We start from the raw sequence: 16,211 nt of genomic DNA, 5'->3' as shown, positions 1-16,211 counted from the left end.
GTTTAGGGGCTACTCCAAGACCTTAGCTTGCTGGGCATGTGGTGTTACCTCAAAAAATAAAAAGATTAGGAGTGAATCCTAATCTTTTTATTTATACATATTTTTGTTAGTTATATCACTATCAATTCCAAAACGGGATATTTTGAATAAATGAAACCGTCAAAATAAGTGTTGATGCGGAACCAGCAGTTACTAAAGTTACTATTTTTCGTCCATTCTGTTCTTTTGAAGGTTTTATAAGTTCTGTAATTAACACAATCCATATTATGATAGATACTATTGAAATAATATTTATAGACATATGTAACACATCTCTTCGTGTTTTTACATAAATATTTCTTCTTTTATAAAATAAAAGCAATTTAACAAGAAAATATGTAACGCATTAAAAATCAATATTTTCCTGTTAAACCACCTTTTTTAAATAGAAATACGACTGATAAAACGATAACAACAGCCTTCAAACTGCCTCAATATGGATAAATAGCATGATCTGTTAGACTAGCATATTGAAAGATATTCTCTAAACCGAAAATTCCTATCATGACTGCTAAAATGAATGAAGCTGATCCATACGTCCCTTTACGATAGAGGGTAAATAAATAGACTGCGAAAATTAGTGGTAAGATGATTTGTAGTACGATTATCATAGTTCGTCCCCCGGATTATTTATAATCATATTATATACAAAATTGTAATAAAAAGGAATATAACTTATTTGATACTAACAGAACTACTCTAATCATATTCTTCTATAAAAAAGAAGAAAAAGGGGTGTACAGTTAATTGACAAAAGTTAAAGTTGGTTTACGACCCATTGTTCATAACGTAAATTTACCAACTGTATTGAAAACAACGATACTTCCAGGTGAATCGACCGAAAGACTATTTATCGCAACTCAATTAGGGGAGATTTTTTACATAGGGGACGGGGTTATAAAGACATTTTTAGATATTCGTCACCTAATTATTAAATTAGGTACATTTGAAGAAGGTGTTTCTAGTAGCGGTTATGATGAACGAGGATTGCTTGGACTTGCGTTCCATCCACAATTTTACCAAAACGGTTTATTTTATCTTCATTATTCCGTCGCTGGAACTCAAGGGCCAGGTGCACTTTCTGAACAATTTAAACCGAATCCTTGTGACCCGAAAACTTTAAATTTAAAATGGCTAAATAGAGATACGCAATATGATCATATCGATACAATTGAAGAATGGATTTTACAATCAAACGGGCACCCTCAAAAACGTAGAACATTACTTAATATAAAACGCCCATTTTTTAATCATAATGGAGTAAATACTTTAAACTTTTCTCCAGAGACGGGGAAACTTGTTTTTACAAATGGAGATGGTGGCTCGGGTTATGATCCGTTCAATTTAAGCCAAGATGATTTAGAAATAGCAGGTAAAATTATTGAAATCGATGTAAGTAAAAATACATTCATAAATAACCTTCCTATAGTTACACGCTTTAATGAACTTCCTTTATCTATACAAGAAACACTTACAGTAATTGCAAAAGGAGTACGTAATATAACCGGCATTTCATTTCAAAGGTTTTATAATCAATATATCAAATACGCCGGAAATGTCGGACAAGATATTGTAGAGTCTATTTTTTCATTTATTCAATATAAACCTATACCGGTTACAGAACTTGTTCAAATGCATTTTATGAGGTTAACTCCCAATCAAGATGGGGTTATCAATTTTGGGTGGCGAGGATGGGAAGGGGATTTACCTACTTCTTTTATACGACATTGTTCTGAGAATCAGACTTTGGATGAGAGAACAATGGTTTATTATGATGAAACAATACAAACTTCAGTGAAGCGTATTCTGCCTCTACTTAGTTATTTTCATAAAGATTCTAGAACAGATAAGTTTGGAGGAACTTCACTTACAGGAGTTCAGCCATATATGGGAAATGCAATTCCAAATTTAACAGGTAGCGTTGTTTTTACTGACCTTGCCAAGAAAGGAGAATCTCAGTCTCCAATTAAGGGTGTTTTAGCCTATACTAGAGCAGGTACAGACGGTAAACATGCTGACTTTCATGTTATTGAAACCAATTATGATTTTGGTACGCAACCAGCTTATTATATGAGTTTAGGAACAAATTCGGATCAAACTAAATTATATTTAGGAGTTTACAGTTCTATGAAAGTAACTGATTTTAACAAAGGTACCATTTTTGAAATTATTCCCTGATACGATATACACTCGTAGTTTAATAATCCAAGGAATTTATTTTGTTTCAAAACGCACAATTTATCCCCCTAAAAGCCTTTTATTATATAGTAATTCATAACAAGTAGAAAGCAGCTCATAAACCACTAGTGTATGAATAATATGGAAAGTAATGAATGAGGCATCTTTAGGGGGAGATATTGATGAATTGGTTTGTACGTTATTGGTATCAACTGATGATAGAACATGATACGAGCTTTGTTCATAAAAGAAAATTGTCCCTTGCGAATAAGTTAGTACTTACAGCTTTGATGAGTGCATTGGCCACCATGTTTCAAGCAGCTGGGAACTTAGTTCCTGGTATAGGTTTGCTCATTAGTCCATTTTCGACATTACCGATTTTTTTTGCTATTTTCTATTCTATTCGTGAGGGAATACTTTCTTATATTCTTACTATTTTTCTATTATTTATTATTGAGCCCAGTGAACTAATTGTCTTTCCTTTTACTACAGGCTTATTAGGTCTAGCCTTAGGAGTATCTTTTTTAAAATTAAAGAGGAGAATTTGGATTGTTTCCTTTTCAGCAACTTGTCTACTTATTGGTATTATGATCGTTCTCGATGTTTTCCGTTTTCCGGTACTTGGTCCTGCTGTTCATACAACTATGGATATAAAAATTATTTTATCAATATTTATAATGAGCTTTCTATACTGTTGGATTTATGCAGGTTTTTGCAGAATAATGATGAATAGATTATATAAAGTGTTGTATTGACAATGGCATAATGAGGATTGGAGATTGAATTCATGACTAACGTTGCAGTTAGAAGACCGAATTTGAATGATATAGATGAACTATATTTATTTTTCCGTATAGTTATTACGAATACATACAAAAATGAAGGATTGTCACAATTATTAGATGACATAGAAAATGAAATTAACTCAAAAAAGCAGTATTTGAAAAGTGATTTTGATAGTAACGGAGAAAGTCGTTACTTTTTATTAGCAATTGATACAAGTAACGATAAAATCATTGGAACAATCGAAATCGGTCCAGCAAGTACATTGATTAATAGTTGTACAGGTGGTGTACTTAAAAATTTGTATGAAATAGGAACTGTATTCATACTTCCGGAGTATCAGAGAAAGGGAATAGGGAGTTTATTACTACATACAATGTTTCTTACATTACTTAGCAGAGGGATAACAGAATATTGTTTAGATAGTGGATATAAAAATGCGCAAAGTATATGGATGAAAAAGTTTGGAAAACCTAGCTATGTATTGAAAAATTACTGGGGAGAATCCAGTGATCATATGATTTGGAAGAAAAGTTTACATGATACACCTATAATATTTGAATTATAAAATGAAATATGCCTCTGAACATAGCTTTTCTTACTTATGTATGCTATTATTTATCTTTATAATAAAAGAGGACGTGAATGAACTTGATTAAAATTAATATTCCTGAAGCTGATGTTTCAATTACTGAACGTAAACAAGTTATTAAAGGAGACGAGCCAATCATTACTCCAATTAATGGATTTATCGATTTCCACTTGTTCCCTAGAGATAAAGGCGGCATTTTTATGTTTTACAATATTAATGACGAACTTCTTTTCGTAGGTAAAGCTCGTAAAATTAGACAACGTATTAAGAAGCATTTTGAAGATAATGTTTCACCAATTAAAAATCACCGTGATGAAGTATACCGCATTGATGCATGTATCGTAGAAGATCCAACAGAAAGAGAAATTTACGAAACATATATCATTAATGAATACAAAGCGAAATATAACGTTGATAAAGTATTCTACAAATAATCAACATTAATAAAAAGCAATCCTAGCTAATATGCCAGGATTGTTTTTTATTTAGATTTATTCTTCATATCTTTCTCCTTTTTTCAAATGATTAGCAGCAACAAAACAGATTACACCTATAAATATAAGTACAATACCAACCGTTTTATGTTTTCCCTCAAAGAAAGGAATATCTGAAATAACATTTGTCATACATAGTCCTAAAAATACAAGGATAGGGCCCACCCAAAGTAATACATTACCGAATTTTGTGTGCTTCCACATAATAACCCTCCTTAACCCTCTTTACATATATATCCATAAATGAAAAGTAAATTCATAGAGAAATATAGTTTTTTTCATATCGAAAATTTAACCCTCATATATTGGTACAAGCAAAAGAGAAAGGAGACCATCATGAATTGGTTAGAAGCTTTCATACTAGGTATAATTCAAGGTTTAACAGAATTTTTACCAATCAGTAGTACCGGACATCTTTATTTAGGAAGGCATTTGTTCCGATTAGATGAGGCTGGCTTATTTTTAGATACGATGCTGCATATTGGGACTTTACTTGCGGTTTTTATTTATTACAAAAAAGAATTTATATATTTAATTAAAAACCCATTTTCAAAGCTCATGTTATTACTTATCGTTGGGACAATACCCGCAGTTGTAATTGGTTTATTGTTTAAAGATTTCTTTGAAGATATTTCAAAAACAGGAATCACGATCGGTTGGGAGTTTTTAGTGACCGGATTCTTTCTCTACACGGCAGATAAACAAAAGAATGGTCGTAAAAAAATGGATGACATAACATATAAAGACGCATTAATTATCGGTTCATTTCAAGCTGCTGCTATTTTTCCAGCCATTTCCCGTTCTGGAATGACAATTGTCGCTGCATTATGGAGAAAATTAGACCGTGAAACTGCTGCTTACTTTTCTTTTTTACTATCGACACCAGCCATTGTTGGAGCTATCATTTTGCAATTTATAGACGTTTTTCAAGGGAAAGCAGAATCTATTTCTAGTACATCTTTAATTATCGGAACGTTATCAGCAGCGTTTTTTGGATACATAGCTGTTTCATGGATGATTCAATATTTAAAACGTCACTCCTTAAAAGTATTCGCGTATTACGTATGGGGATTAGGTATTTTAATTTTAATGTTGCAATTTACTGATGTATTTTAAGTATAATGATAAAGAAGTTAATTAGTTTAAGATCCTGTTTCATTCATACAAGGCAGGATCTCTTTTTATTAAGGGGGAAAATATGTTTAATAAGGCTATCGTTATTGGTGGAAGTATGGCAGGAAAGTTTGCAGCAAAAGCATTATCAACTTCTTTTAAAGAAGTAATCATTATAGAAACTGGTGAAAGATGGGATGGAAAGTCTTTGAGAAAAAGAGTTCCACAAAGTAATCATCCTCACGTGTTATTAAAAGGTGGAGAAAACGCAATTGAAGAATTGTTTCCTAATATTACGAACGAATTAATAGAAGCGGGTAGTATTATAAACAACTTTACGCGTGATTTGAAATGGCATCAATTTGGTTTATGGAAACAGCCATTCATAGGGGAAGTACATATGATTCAACAAAGTCGTCCTTTGCTAGAATGGCATATTCAAAAACGAATACATCAAATTTCAAATATTACTATTAAATATGAAACATTGGTTAAAGGGTTATTGGTAGATGCAAAGCTTAACAAAGTGTGTGGAGTAAAAGTTAAATATCTAGAGACAAACACACAAGAAGAAGTTCATGCGGATCTTGTAGTTGATGCGAGTGGATTTGGCTCAAAAAGTATAGAGTGGCTACGAGAATACGAAATTGAAGTACAAGAAGAGAAAGTTCGTATTGATTTATTTTACGCAACGAAAATGTTCAAACTTAAAGAAAATGAGAAATTAGACTGTTGCAATGTGCTAATGTCTCCGAGTTTCCCTGATAACCCTTATGGCGTTCTTATTCAAACGATAGAAGATAATCGTTATTTTGTTACTTTCAGTGGATACGCAAACGAGAAAGCACCACAAACAGATGATGAGTTTTATGATTTTGCTGAAAACCTATCAATTTCTAATGTTACAGATTTCTTAAACAAGGCCGAGGGAATTACTGATATAAAGACATACAAAATTCCTTATCAAGTACGCCGGCGATTTGATTTAGTGAATAATGTACCAGAAGGATTATTAGTTGTTGGAGATGCGCAATGTCGTTTTGATCCCGTTTTCGGCCAAGGCGTATCAGTTGCTGCTATGGAGGCTCACCAATTGCAATTACTTTTGCAAGATAGAAAACATCTTGATAAAACATTTACACAACAATTTTATAAAAAGGCAGCTACTATAATAGAAACCCCTTGGGATATGACAACAACAGAAATATCACGTCACCCGCAACTAAAGAGAGAATTAACTACAAAACAAAAATTTCAGCTATGGTATACGAAACAAATATATCGACTATCTGCAAGTAATTCTGATGTTTATATTCGGTTAGTACGAGTGATGAACTTAATTCGTAATCCATTTCATCTTTTTCATCCGAAAGTGTTACTATCTATATTACTTAATCGAAAGAAATAGCAGGAATATAATTGATTAAAAAAGAATGTATAACAGTTAGTAAATCAAGAAGGAGAATACGGGATGGAAATATACATAGAGCAACTAAAGGAACAAGATGCTAAGGATTTATTTATGTTTGAACTTACGAATAAATCTTTTTTTGAAACAATGGTACCAAATCGTGGCTCAAAATATTTTGAATTTGAATATTTCCAAAAACTACTAAACGATTTATTAATAGAACAAGCGGATGGAGATTCTTATTTTTATTTAATTCGTAATGAAGAAAAAGAAATTGTAGGGCGAATTAATTTAGTAGATATAGATACGGAAACTCGAATTAGTTCCCTCGGGTATCGGGTCGGAGAAAAATTTACTAAAAAAGGAGTTGCAACAGCAGCCGTAAAATTAATTTTAGATGTAGCGAAAAATAATGAAATTACTGAAGTTCATGCTAAAACAACGACTAATAATCTCGCATCACAAATTGTACTAGAAAAAAGCGGATTTTCTTCTTATCAAAATGAATCAGATATAACATCTGTAGAATTACATGGAGAACATGTGAAGTTTGTACACTATATTTGGAGAAATACTTCGCGCTTATAATAAGGAGGACTTATTCATGAATGATTTACGTTATCCAATTGGCCAATTTACATACAAACGTCCTATAACTGAAGAAATGATTGATACATGGATTCAAGAAATTGAAGATTTACCTAATGAACTAACAAAGGCAATTAAAGATTTAGATCAGAAGCAGTTAGATACACCATATCGCGTTGGAGGGTGGACTGTCCGTCAAGTTGTTCATCACGTTGTTGATAGCCATATGAATAGCTACATACGCTTCAAATTAGCACTTACAGAAAAGAATCCAACTATCAAACCGTATAAAGAAGAGAAGTGGGCAGAGTTACCCGATTCAAAATTACCGGTAGATGTTTCACTAGTAATGCTAGATTCATTACATAAAAGATGGGTTAACCTTTTATATTCTCTAGAAATTGAAGATTTAGAAAAGACATTTAACCATCCTGAAACTGGTGAAACAGAACTTGCTGTTGCAATAGGACTATACGCATGGCACGGACGGCATCATACAGCTCATATAACTTCATTAAGAAGGCGACTAAATTGGTAACATGGAGATTACATTAGAGAAGGCGACAGAAAGTGATGCAACAGATTTATTTCAAATGCAAATAGACTCATTTAGCCCTTTATTACATAAATATAAAGACTATGAAACAAATCCAGCAAATGAAACTATTGAAAAAACTATTTTTAGAATAAATAATCCCAGCAGTAATTTTTATAAGGTGATAATAGATTCGAAACTTGTTGGAGCAATATGTATATCCGCAAAAGAACTACCTTATAAATTTTGGATTAGTCCAATGTTTATTCATCCAATCTATCAAGGGAAAGGAATTGCTCAGAAGGTACTTATTTTAATTGAAGAAATGTTTCCAGAAGCACGAAGTTTTGAACTTGCTACGATTTTAGAAGAAGAAAGAAATTGTTTTCTATACGAGAAAATGGGGTATAAAAGAACAGAAGTAATAAAGAAATTAAATGATAAAACTACACTTGTTTATTACAAAAAAGAAAGGTAAAGCATTTAAAATACGCTTTACCTTTTTATGTTATTTCAGATTAAATATACAAAAATAATGTATGTTCTTCCAAAATACTCGGGTTAGTAATTTTGAAAATGAATAAAGATACAAAACCCACTACTTTGTCGTAAAGGTTACTAGCGCTTTTTGAATGCTTAAAATACTATCGTCACCTTTAAATTCTTTCGTAATTGGTTCCTCCATACTAGACACCCAAATTTTAAGTTCTGCATCTAAATCAAAATGCCCAGCCGTTTCGATGCTATATTGTGTAATACTTTTATAAGGAATAGAATGGTATTCTGTTTTTTTGCCAGTTACTCCTTGTTTATCTACTAATATAAGACGACGATTTGTAAATACGATTAGATCACGAATTAATTTATAAGCATGCTCTACTTTTTCATCGTCTAGCATAATCTTCTCTAAATCACGTTCTACACTTTCAGAACTCGTATTTGATGCATTTCCTAAAATACCGCTAAATAAACCCATATTAAATTCCTCCTTTAATATATGTGGAATGAATTACTTATATTGTAACATGTTACTCACAAAGATATTATGACATTACTTTAGTAGTTTCTGGTTATTGTTGTAATTAGTTTATATAACCTCATCTTAAAATCTTATGCTAATATGAAATTAAGAAAAAAGAAGCAGAGGGATATAGCATGAAGAATATTGGTTTAGTATTAGAGGGCGGAGGAATGAAAGGTTTATATACTGCAGGTGTACTCGAATATTTCATGGAAAAGAACTTATTCTTTCCATATGTAGTCGGCGTATCAGCTGGAGCCTGTATGGGAGCAACCTATTTGTCACGTCAAAAAGGTAGAAATAAGAAAGTAAATACAGAGCTAGTATCAGATTACAGGTATATATCTTATCGAAACTTAATTCGAAAACGTGAATTATTCGGAATGGATTTTTTATTTGATGAAGTACCTAATAAAATTGTACCATTTGATTTTCAAACTTTCTTAAACTGTAATGAACAGTTTGTTATAGGGACAACTGATTGCGAATCAGGACAAGCCATTTATTATAATAAAGCAGAACACGGAAATGATATTTTAAAAATCATTCGTGCATCTAGCTCTGTGCCGTTTATAGCACCTGCTGTAGAATATAATAATCGAAAATTATTAGATGGAGGGATTATAGACCCTATACCTGTTTTGAAAGCCCAAAAGGATGGTTATGAAAAGAACGTTGTAATTATGACAAAGCCAGAAGGATATGAGAAGCAGCGAAATAAATTTTCAGGCCTGGCTAAAATTTTATATAGAAAATATCCGAAAATCGCAGAGAATTTAGTAGACCATTATCGTTTTTATAATGAGACGATATCTTATATGAATCGAGCAGAACAAAAAGATAATTTTTATGTAATTCAACCAAGTGTACAGCTTCCTATAAGCGGAATAGAAAGAAATAAGGAAAAGCTCGTTAATCTATATAATCTTGGGTATATCGATGCTCAATATCATTATGAAAACTTATTAAATTGGATAGAGAAATAAAGGGGTGGAAAGTTGAAGTTAGGAAAACGAATTATTTTTAAGGAATTGCAGAAAATGCATAGTCCACTTCATAAACCGTTTCCTTATCGTGCTACAGCAAAATTGCAGCGAGATTTAAAAAGTAAATTTACCGAAGATGACTGTATAAACGCTGATTTTAATCATTATTGGATGCATACAGCAGCTACTTTAAATTCTGTACTAAATGGAAACGAACAGAACATTACGTTTCAACAAATAAAGTGGTTAAGAAAATCGTTTTTCGAGTGGTTTCCGCAATATCGTTTTCTAGAAACAGAAATTGTGAATTATCCCATTTTGTATAGAGATTTCATAAGTTATGAGAAGACCAGAAAGCTATTACTTTATTACCTTACTGAATAAAAGCGAAAACGTACAGGTTACATTACTTGTACGTTTTTTTGTTCATAAAACATTCAATATTAACAACTAGTTTATATAGGAATTCTAATGAGAAGAAAGAAGTACATATAATAGAATGATACAGGGGAGGAGAGAGGAATAGCTGTTTTACTTTAAGTTATTGTCCAACTCGAATACAGTTAGTTATTTATGTTAAAATATTTCGAGTGAAATCAAGCTTTTAAGGATTTCATTAAACATTAAACAAAACAAGTTAGCAACATAGAAGGGATAACATTAACATGAAAAACGTATCAAATATAGATAAAGTAGAATCAATAAAATCTTTACAGTCAACAATTAGTAAACTTGAAAATGCCTTATCACAGATGACTCAAAAAGGATCAAATACTACTTTAGTGAAAAAAGACTCAAAGCAGCTAGTATCGGCTTAGCTATGTTAGAAAGTGTTTGGAAGCAAGAAACTCATCATTATACTCAGGAAGATTTAGCAGAAGCTCGTAATGTTCTAATTGGTTTGCTTCCATCAATTGAAAAGATTTACGTTAAGTCAAAGCTTGGGAGTCCTCAAAGAACGCTTTTAGAAAGAAGAATAAAATCATTAGAACTTTCTATTCAGGCAATTGATTATTTTTCTAATAAATAACTTCGCTAAACAAATAACTTACGACTACTTTTATATAGGGATTCTAATGAAAAAAACTACATATAGAATAAATACTACAAAGGAGAAAGAGAGGTGACTACAATAATCAGTCCTAAGTTAGAGAAGCTTAAAAATCAATTAAAGAATGGAAACAAAAAAGCTCTTTATACTTTTTTGCATGAAATCAAGTCAAATCACACGCCACTAATAGAACAATGCCCTGCAGATAATCAGTATAAACTTATAACGTATATATGGTTAGGCGATCAAAATACTGAAAATGTTTATGTATTCGGTAGTTTTCCTGGTTGGGATCTGTCTGTAAATCAATTACAACGATTGTTACAGACAGATATTTGGTATGTAACGTTTAGGACGGATAAGAGTTTTATTTCAACGTACTATTTTTCAGTAAACGATGTTTTCGAAAATGATTGGATAAAGCGTAGTGAACAGTACGAAATAGACCAATTTAATCGAAATACATTTGGAGAAGGTACCAATAAAGCGTCTGTGTTAAACATAGGAATGGAGGTGCAATATAGCAGTCGTTTTCCTTCAAATGATTATCCATCCGGAAAGATTGAAACATATTCTTTTTATAGTTCGATTTTAAATAACACACGCAAAATTCATATTTATACGCCTCATGATTATTCTCACACTTCACATATTCAAGAACTTCTCATTGTATTTGATGGGAATTCATTCATTAATGACCTTTCAATCACAAAAACACTTAATTATTTAATTTACGAAAAAGAAATCCCATCGTGTATTGCTGTTACTATAGATCCTGTTGATCGATTAGAAGAGCTAACTTATAACGATAAAATGAATACATTTTTAACAAAGGAATTACTTCCGTGGATTCAATCTAAGTATCACGTTTATCAAGAAAGGAATCATACAACAATTGCTGGTTTCAGTCTTGGTGGCTTAGCAGCTTTTTATGCAGCACTTCAAAATCCACATATTTTCGGAAATGTGTTGTCAATGTCTGGATCCGTACATTGGAAAAAGGACGATTATGAAAATGCAATTCCTTGGATTGAAAATCAAATTTCATTAATAGATTCTAATGCAACTCACCTCAATACTTACATAGCAGTAGGTGAACTTGAAAACGAACCTCTTTTAACGGCTAATAGACGGCTATATAAAGCTTTAGAAGAAATGAAACACCAAAACCACTTACGAAGAGTTTCAAGGCGGACATGATAGCGTATGGTGGCGAGAAAAGCTATTCGATGGGTTAAGGGCATTAGAAAATAAAAAGGAGAGAGAATCTATGAATCAAGAAGAACTAGATAAAAAACTAAAAAAGCAAGAGATTTTAGTAAAAGATGAGAAAGTTTGGTCCTATACGTATGAAGATCATATTAGTTCTATCGTTAAAGAAGCAGAAAAGAAAGGGTCTTTTGATCATTTACCTGGTAAAGGGAAACCTCTTAATCTTGATAAAGATCTTTCGTACAATCCTGAAAAGCAACTTTATAGAACTTTAGCAAATAATCATGTTTTACCTAGGTGAATTGAGCTTTCAAAAGAAATTGACGATTTAAAAGAAAAGCTAAAAGAAAATACAAATACTGCAGAAACAGCGGATTTAATTCGAACTATTAATAAAAAGGTATTAGAACATAATCTACTTTGTCCACCAAGCGCGCAAAAAATGAGGGTGAAAATGGATTTTTAACGATTTTCAATTGAGCTATCGCTTACTATATAATTAAGTTAGGCATTTTCAATTCATTACTAAAGGGAGGCAAATGTAGTGAAGAATACGTATCAACTTCAAATTCCGAAAGAACTAGAACAGTATCGTAGTATTTTAGAAGAAAGTGTGAAACCGTATGTTAAAGTGTCTGGAACGCAAGCAGAGACAACGCTTTTTGAAAGTAAGTTTGGTGGATATCCGTATTTACCTATAGATCAAGAGCATCCTAAAGACTCAAACGGACAACCTATGATGCTACTTGCGCAGTTAAACCTTGAAGAAATACCAAATATTGAACATATGCCTCAACATGGAATGTTACAGTTTTTCATAAGTGCTGAAGAAGATCTTTTTGGAGCAGATTTTGATCATCCAACAGTCCAAAAAGACTTTCGAATTATTTATCATTCTACAATTATAGAAGATTTAAATAAGGTTATTACTGATTTTAGTTATTTAAACACTTTAGATTTAGAGAATTTTATCATACCCGAAGCAGCAAAACTAAAGTTTGAGTTGGCATATCAACCAGTAACACCAAGAGATTATCGATTTGAAATGATTTTTAGTGATAACATTGATTGGGAAGAAATTGTTGATGAAGAAAATAATACAGAATTAGGCGAACTGTATGATGATTTATGTAAGGATCAAGGACATAAAATTGGTGGTTATCCATTTTTCACACAGACAGATCCAAGGGAATGGGAAGAAAAATACCAGCAACATGACATATTATTGCTGCAAATCGATACAGACGATTCATTAAATATTATGTGGGGCGATTCTGGGGTTGCTAATTTCTTTATACGTAAGGAAGATTTGTTAAATCTAGATTTTTCCAATGTCATTTACAATTGGGATTGTTACTAGAAGATATAAATAAAATAATAGCAAACAAAAAATCTTCCTGAAGGTGAGGAGGATTTTTTTATGTTAAAAATAAGCGTTATGTTAACTAGGATAAAAAACAATGAGTGTAATGAAAGTCAAGTCTAAATAACAGAAATAACAACAAATAATGTAAAGTTGTAAAACATGTGCAAATAGCAATAAATTCATTAAGTAAAACATAAAATAAAATTACTAATTTAGATTTTGTATAGAAATAATTTGTCTGTATAAAAATTTCTTGCCAATCAAAAATGTTTTTAATTCGTTAAATCTTAAGCGATTATTGATTAAGATTTGCTGTGATGAATTTATAACAAATAAAAACGATAAAAACTGAAGAAATTTGTTTAGATAAGATTTCATGTGAATCTCACTAAAAATCTCTGTTTCGTCTCATTAAGTATAGTTTACTTGGTTTTTGATACCTGATATTACTTTGTTTCTATAACTGCCTATAATATATATTATGTCTACTAGAAAAAAGTAATAAACTTATTATAGGTTAGTTTCATTTTGTATACTTCCCTTTTCTTTATTTATTAGTGAATAGTTCGTTGATGCAGGATTAGCGTAAATAATCATTAATAAAACATAATAAAAAGCAACTTGTTTAATTATTAAATTTAAACAAGTTGCTTTGAATTTGACTAAACTATATTTATAATTTGTTTGCTTTAGCAATTACTTTGATCTCAATTAATAATTCATCGTGAATTTTAATTTTATAATTGAACTTATTTGTGAATTATTCGATTATCATTACAATTATTCTTTTTCTTGAAAAATATTGTATTTACGCTTTAAATGTAAACCTTTATCTTTATAAATCCACCGTGAAAATTTATTAACATTATTTTTACCACTTAGGTAAATACGATATTGTTTTTCTTTGTCAACAAAACTTAATTGGAATTTATTATTCTCAAGGATATCTTTAAAAGAATTCATAAAATTATATGATCCACCAACAAAACTAACAAAGTATTTGTGAGAGTTAACATGACCATCCCCATCAAAATACCCACGAACAAAATGATGCAAATATTCTTCTGGTACAAAAGGAAATTCGATGTTAAATGATTTACATGGCATAATTCCGTGTATGTTCATAAGGTCGTCTTTTATTGTTTTGCTATTAATATTTAGCATATATACGCCTGTTTTTTTGTTTTGATAAAGTGGCTGGTTTGTTTTTAGTTCTTTTTTTATATCTTCTAAAATATAACTTTCTTTTTGAGATATACTGACACATTGATTTTCTTTCTGTATAACACCATCTGCTGCTATAAACCCTAAAATATAAGCCATATTGTTTGACTACGTTTTAAAATAATCTTCTGTTATGTCATACTTTCTCTTCCAACTCCCTATAGCGCGTCTTGGTACGTTATTGTCTGATAAAACCATACGAATATACCTTGCAGACACATTAGCGAGCATGGCGATTTCTGAGGTGCTCTTCCCTTCAGTATACAAATGCATGATTTCAGATTTTGATAGTTTACATTTTGATTTCTTTTTTCGCTCTATGTGCACTTACATCCTCTCCTTCCTTTCTTTTATTAGAGACATATTTTCTTCTATAACATACAACGAAACGTATGTTCTTTGTTGCGTATAAGAAGGAATTTACTAAATAAAAACAATTTACATGTACTTAATATTTGTTTTAGCTGCCACTGTGCAATTTGTACTTTATAGATACAAATAATGAATTTGACGAATTTATGAAATACAAGGCAATTTAGATGAAAGGTAAAATAATATAGTTTAAACTACAAATAGCTACAATAACAACATACGTAAATTGTTAATCGTAAAAAGGAGAACGAATGAATAAGAAATATACAAATCAAATTCATACTGATATGAGTTTTAAACCGAAAGATATTATAAGTTTAATGACGGATTACTTTAAAATAAAATCAAAGCTGCGTCCTATAAAGGATTTGCCTATCGTTTTATCAAATAAAAATAATGAATCGTTAGAGAGTGTTACATGGTTTGGCCATTCTGCTTCTCTTTTGAAAATAGAAGGTAAAAAACTATTATTAGACCCTATGTTTGGAGATGCCTCTTCCCCATTTCCTTTGTTTAATAGTAAACGCTATAGTGGTACTTTTTCTTTAGAACGTGATGACCTTCAAGAAATTGATGCGATTATCATTTCTCATAATCACTATGATCATTTGAATTACAAAAGTATTATGCAGTTAAAAGATCGCGCAAAGCACTTTTATGTTCCAACTGGAGTTGCACAATATCTTATTAAATGGGGTGTTTCGCCTAGTAAAATTAGTGAACATAATTGGTGGGACGAAATTACATTTGATAATATTAAGTTAGTTTGTGCTCCTGCAAGGCATTTCTCTGGACGAAGTATGACAGATAGAGATTGTTCATTATGGTGTTCATGGCTTATCCTTGGTCAAAAGACTAAAATTTTCTTTAGTGGCGATAGCGGTTATGCCCCTCACTTTAAGGAAATTGGTGATAAATATGGTCCATTCGATCTTACATTGATGGAATGCGGACAATATGATCCGAGGTGGTCTGCGATTCATATGTTGCCTGAAGAAACTGTACAAGCTCATATTGATGTACAAGGAGAATTACTTCTTCCGATTCATTGGGGTGCTTTTACATTAGCATTACACGAATGGAGTGACCCGATAGAACGTGTTACGAAAGAAGCTAACCGTTTAGGAGTTAAAATTACAACGCCTCAAATTGGTGAATCTATTACGTTAAAATCTACAAATTATCCTTCATCCGCTTGGTGGAAGGAAATTTAATTTTAAAATATAAAAAGAGCGAATCCTCTTAT

At 31.4% G+C, this 16,211-nt stretch carries 18 protein-coding genes and 3 pseudogenes; 16 read left to right on the top strand and 5 right to left on the bottom strand.

The genetic code is table 11. The features are described 5' to 3' along the window. Positions 1–121: 121 nt before the first annotated feature. A complete protein-coding gene (locus DN399_RS13270; protein ID WP_000026325.1) occupies positions 122–301 on the bottom strand; it encodes a hypothetical protein in 180 nt (59 codons plus the stop codon). A gap of 91 nt (positions 302–392) precedes the next feature. Continuing rightward, a pseudogene (locus tag DN399_RS13265) lies at positions 393–650 on the bottom strand (hypothetical protein). A 136-nt stretch (positions 651–786) separates the two neighbouring features. Between DN399_RS13265 and DN399_RS13260 the strand changes: the two are divergent. The 4 genes from DN399_RS13260 (at position 787) to DN399_RS13245 (ending at position 4,026) form a co-directional block, all read left to right on the top strand. After that, a complete protein-coding gene (locus DN399_RS13260) occupies positions 787–2,217 on the top strand; it encodes a PQQ-dependent sugar dehydrogenase (protein WP_086388196.1) in 1,431 nt (476 codons plus the stop codon). A 182-nt stretch (positions 2,218–2,399) separates the two neighbouring features. After that, complete coding sequence (locus tag DN399_RS13255; RefSeq protein ID WP_078384551.1) at positions 2,400–2,972, top strand: YybS family protein; 573 nt, start codon at positions 2,400–2,402, stop codon at positions 2,970–2,972. A 32-nt stretch (positions 2,973–3,004) separates the two neighbouring features. Next, positions 3,005–3,568 (top strand): GNAT family N-acetyltransferase, encoded by a 564-nt coding sequence (locus tag DN399_RS13250; RefSeq protein WP_086388195.1) that lies wholly within the window; start codon positions 3,005–3,007, stop codon positions 3,566–3,568. Between the two features lie 77 nt (positions 3,569–3,645). Next, the gene (locus DN399_RS13245; protein ID WP_001048941.1) at positions 3,646–4,026 is read left to right on the top strand and encodes a nucleotide excision repair endonuclease; all 381 of its coding nucleotides are present in this window, start codon (positions 3,646–3,648) and stop codon (positions 4,024–4,026) included. A 57-nt stretch (positions 4,027–4,083) separates the two neighbouring features. Here DN399_RS13245 and DN399_RS13240 read toward each other — a convergent pair whose 3' ends face one another. Then, positions 4,084–4,290: a hypothetical protein gene (locus DN399_RS13240; RefSeq protein WP_000265477.1), complete on the bottom strand. Its 207-nt coding sequence runs from the start codon at positions 4,288–4,290 to the stop codon at positions 4,084–4,086. A 132-nt stretch (positions 4,291–4,422) separates the two neighbouring features. Here DN399_RS13240 and DN399_RS13235 point away from each other — a divergent pair, with 132 nt between their 5' ends. The 5 genes from DN399_RS13235 (at position 4,423) to DN399_RS13215 (ending at position 8,211) form a co-directional block, all read left to right on the top strand. Beyond that, entirely contained in the window at positions 4,423–5,202 is a 780-nt protein-coding gene (locus DN399_RS13235) for an undecaprenyl-diphosphate phosphatase (RefSeq protein WP_049108018.1), read from the top strand. Positions 5,203–5,284: 82 nt separating this feature from the next. Further along, positions 5,285–6,607, top strand: a complete 1,323-nt coding sequence (locus DN399_RS13230; protein ID WP_149149682.1) for an FAD-dependent oxidoreductase — start codon at positions 5,285–5,287, stop codon at positions 6,605–6,607. A 63-nt stretch (positions 6,608–6,670) separates the two neighbouring features. Then, complete coding sequence (locus tag DN399_RS13225) at positions 6,671–7,198, top strand: GNAT family N-acetyltransferase (RefSeq protein ID WP_149149681.1); 528 nt, start codon at positions 6,671–6,673, stop codon at positions 7,196–7,198. Positions 7,199–7,214: 16 nt separating this feature from the next. Then, the gene (locus tag DN399_RS13220) at positions 7,215–7,736 is read left to right on the top strand and encodes a YfiT family bacillithiol transferase (RefSeq protein ID WP_086388193.1); all 522 of its coding nucleotides are present in this window, start codon (positions 7,215–7,217) and stop codon (positions 7,734–7,736) included. A gap of 1 nt (position 7,737) precedes the next feature. Then, complete coding sequence (locus DN399_RS13215; RefSeq protein WP_000406651.1) at positions 7,738–8,211, top strand: GNAT family N-acetyltransferase; 474 nt, start codon at positions 7,738–7,740, stop codon at positions 8,209–8,211. A gap of 120 nt (positions 8,212–8,331) precedes the next feature. On the opposite strand, the gene DN399_RS13210 is transcribed toward DN399_RS13215, so the two are convergent. Next, entirely contained in the window at positions 8,332–8,709 is a 378-nt protein-coding gene (locus tag DN399_RS13210; RefSeq protein ID WP_000522476.1) for a PH domain-containing protein, read from the bottom strand. Positions 8,710–8,888: 179 nt separating this feature from the next. Between DN399_RS13210 and DN399_RS13205 the strand changes: the two genes are divergently transcribed. The 6 genes and pseudogenes from DN399_RS13205 to DN399_RS13180 all read left to right on the top strand — a co-directional run bounded on the left by DN399_RS13205 (position 8,889) and on the right by DN399_RS13180 (position 13,363). After that, positions 8,889–9,740, top strand: coding sequence for a patatin-like phospholipase family protein (locus DN399_RS13205; protein WP_086388191.1), 852 nt, complete (start codon positions 8,889–8,891; stop codon positions 9,738–9,740). A 12-nt stretch (positions 9,741–9,752) separates the two neighbouring features. Then, positions 9,753–10,124 carry a YxiJ-like family protein gene (locus tag DN399_RS13200; protein WP_000765936.1) on the top strand — a complete coding sequence of 124 codons (372 nt, stop codon included), beginning with the start codon at positions 9,753–9,755 and terminating at the stop codon, positions 10,122–10,124. 281 nt (positions 10,125–10,405) lie between these two features. Continuing rightward, positions 10,406–10,770 (top strand): annotated as a pseudogene (locus DN399_RS13195) (hypothetical protein). A 93-nt stretch (positions 10,771–10,863) separates the two neighbouring features. Next, the gene (locus DN399_RS13190; protein ID WP_006929712.1) at positions 10,864–11,991 is read left to right on the top strand and encodes an alpha/beta hydrolase-fold protein; all 1,128 of its coding nucleotides are present in this window, start codon (positions 10,864–10,866) and stop codon (positions 11,989–11,991) included. A 70-nt stretch (positions 11,992–12,061) separates the two neighbouring features. Then, on the top strand, positions 12,062–12,304 hold the full coding sequence (locus DN399_RS28415) for a DnaJ family domain-containing protein (RefSeq protein ID WP_255478127.1): 243 nt from the start codon (positions 12,062–12,064) through the stop codon (positions 12,302–12,304). 243 nt (positions 12,305–12,547) lie between these two features. Further along, the gene (locus DN399_RS13180) at positions 12,548–13,363 is read left to right on the top strand and encodes a YwqG family protein (RefSeq protein WP_006929708.1); all 816 of its coding nucleotides are present in this window, start codon (positions 12,548–12,550) and stop codon (positions 13,361–13,363) included. Between the two features lie 786 nt (positions 13,364–14,149). Here DN399_RS13180 and DN399_RS13175 read toward each other — a convergent pair. Further along, positions 14,150–14,920: pseudogene (locus tag DN399_RS13175) on the bottom strand (LAGLIDADG family homing endonuclease). 296 nt (positions 14,921–15,216) lie between these two features. Here DN399_RS13175 and DN399_RS13170 point away from each other — a divergent pair. Next, on the top strand, positions 15,217–16,179 hold the full coding sequence (locus DN399_RS13170) for an MBL fold metallo-hydrolase (RefSeq protein WP_149149680.1): 963 nt from the start codon (positions 15,217–15,219) through the stop codon (positions 16,177–16,179). Positions 16,180–16,211 lie beyond the last annotated feature (32 nt).

Source organism: Bacillus sp. AR4-2 (assembly GCF_008274865.1).
In the GTDB taxonomy this organism is placed as follows: domain Bacteria; phylum Bacillota; class Bacilli; order Bacillales; family Bacillaceae_G; genus Bacillus_A; species Bacillus_A cereus.
Note: the sequence above shows the minus strand (reverse complement) of the source record. Positions and strands in the feature narration are given on the sequence as shown.

Bases quoted from the DNA above. Each gene is read 5' to 3' on its own strand.
- DN399_RS13270 (WP_000026325.1), bottom strand. From the start codon at position 301: ATGTCTATAAATATTATTTCAATAGTATCTATCATAATATGGATTGTG.
- DN399_RS13255 (WP_078384551.1), top strand. From the start codon at position 2,400: ATGAATTGGTTTGTACGTTATTGGTATCAACTGATGATAGAACATGAT.
- DN399_RS13250 (WP_086388195.1), top strand. From the start codon at position 3,005: ATGACTAACGTTGCAGTTAGAAGACCGAATTTGAATGATATAGATGAA.
- DN399_RS13245 (WP_001048941.1), top strand. From the start codon at position 3,646: ATGAACTTGATTAAAATTAATATTCCTGAAGCTGATGTTTCAATTACT.
- DN399_RS13240 (WP_000265477.1), bottom strand. From the start codon at position 4,290: ATGTGGAAGCACACAAAATTCGGTAATGTATTACTTTGGGTGGGCCCT.
- DN399_RS13235 (WP_049108018.1), top strand. From the start codon at position 4,423: ATGAATTGGTTAGAAGCTTTCATACTAGGTATAATTCAAGGTTTAACA.
- DN399_RS13230 (WP_149149682.1), top strand. From the start codon at position 5,285: ATGTTTAATAAGGCTATCGTTATTGGTGGAAGTATGGCAGGAAAGTTT.
- DN399_RS13225 (WP_149149681.1), top strand. From the start codon at position 6,671: ATGGAAATATACATAGAGCAACTAAAGGAACAAGATGCTAAGGATTTA.
- DN399_RS13220 (WP_086388193.1), top strand. From the start codon at position 7,215: ATGAATGATTTACGTTATCCAATTGGCCAATTTACATACAAACGTCCT.
- DN399_RS13215 (WP_000406651.1), top strand. From the start codon at position 7,738: ATGGAGATTACATTAGAGAAGGCGACAGAAAGTGATGCAACAGATTTA.
- DN399_RS13210 (WP_000522476.1), bottom strand. From the start codon at position 8,709: ATGGGTTTATTTAGCGGTATTTTAGGAAATGCATCAAATACGAGTTCT.
- DN399_RS13205 (WP_086388191.1), top strand. From the start codon at position 8,889: ATGAAGAATATTGGTTTAGTATTAGAGGGCGGAGGAATGAAAGGTTTA.
- DN399_RS28415 (WP_255478127.1), top strand. From the start codon at position 12,062: ATGAATCAAGAAGAACTAGATAAAAAACTAAAAAAGCAAGAGATTTTA.
- DN399_RS13170 (WP_149149680.1), top strand. From the start codon at position 15,217: ATGAATAAGAAATATACAAATCAAATTCATACTGATATGAGTTTTAAA.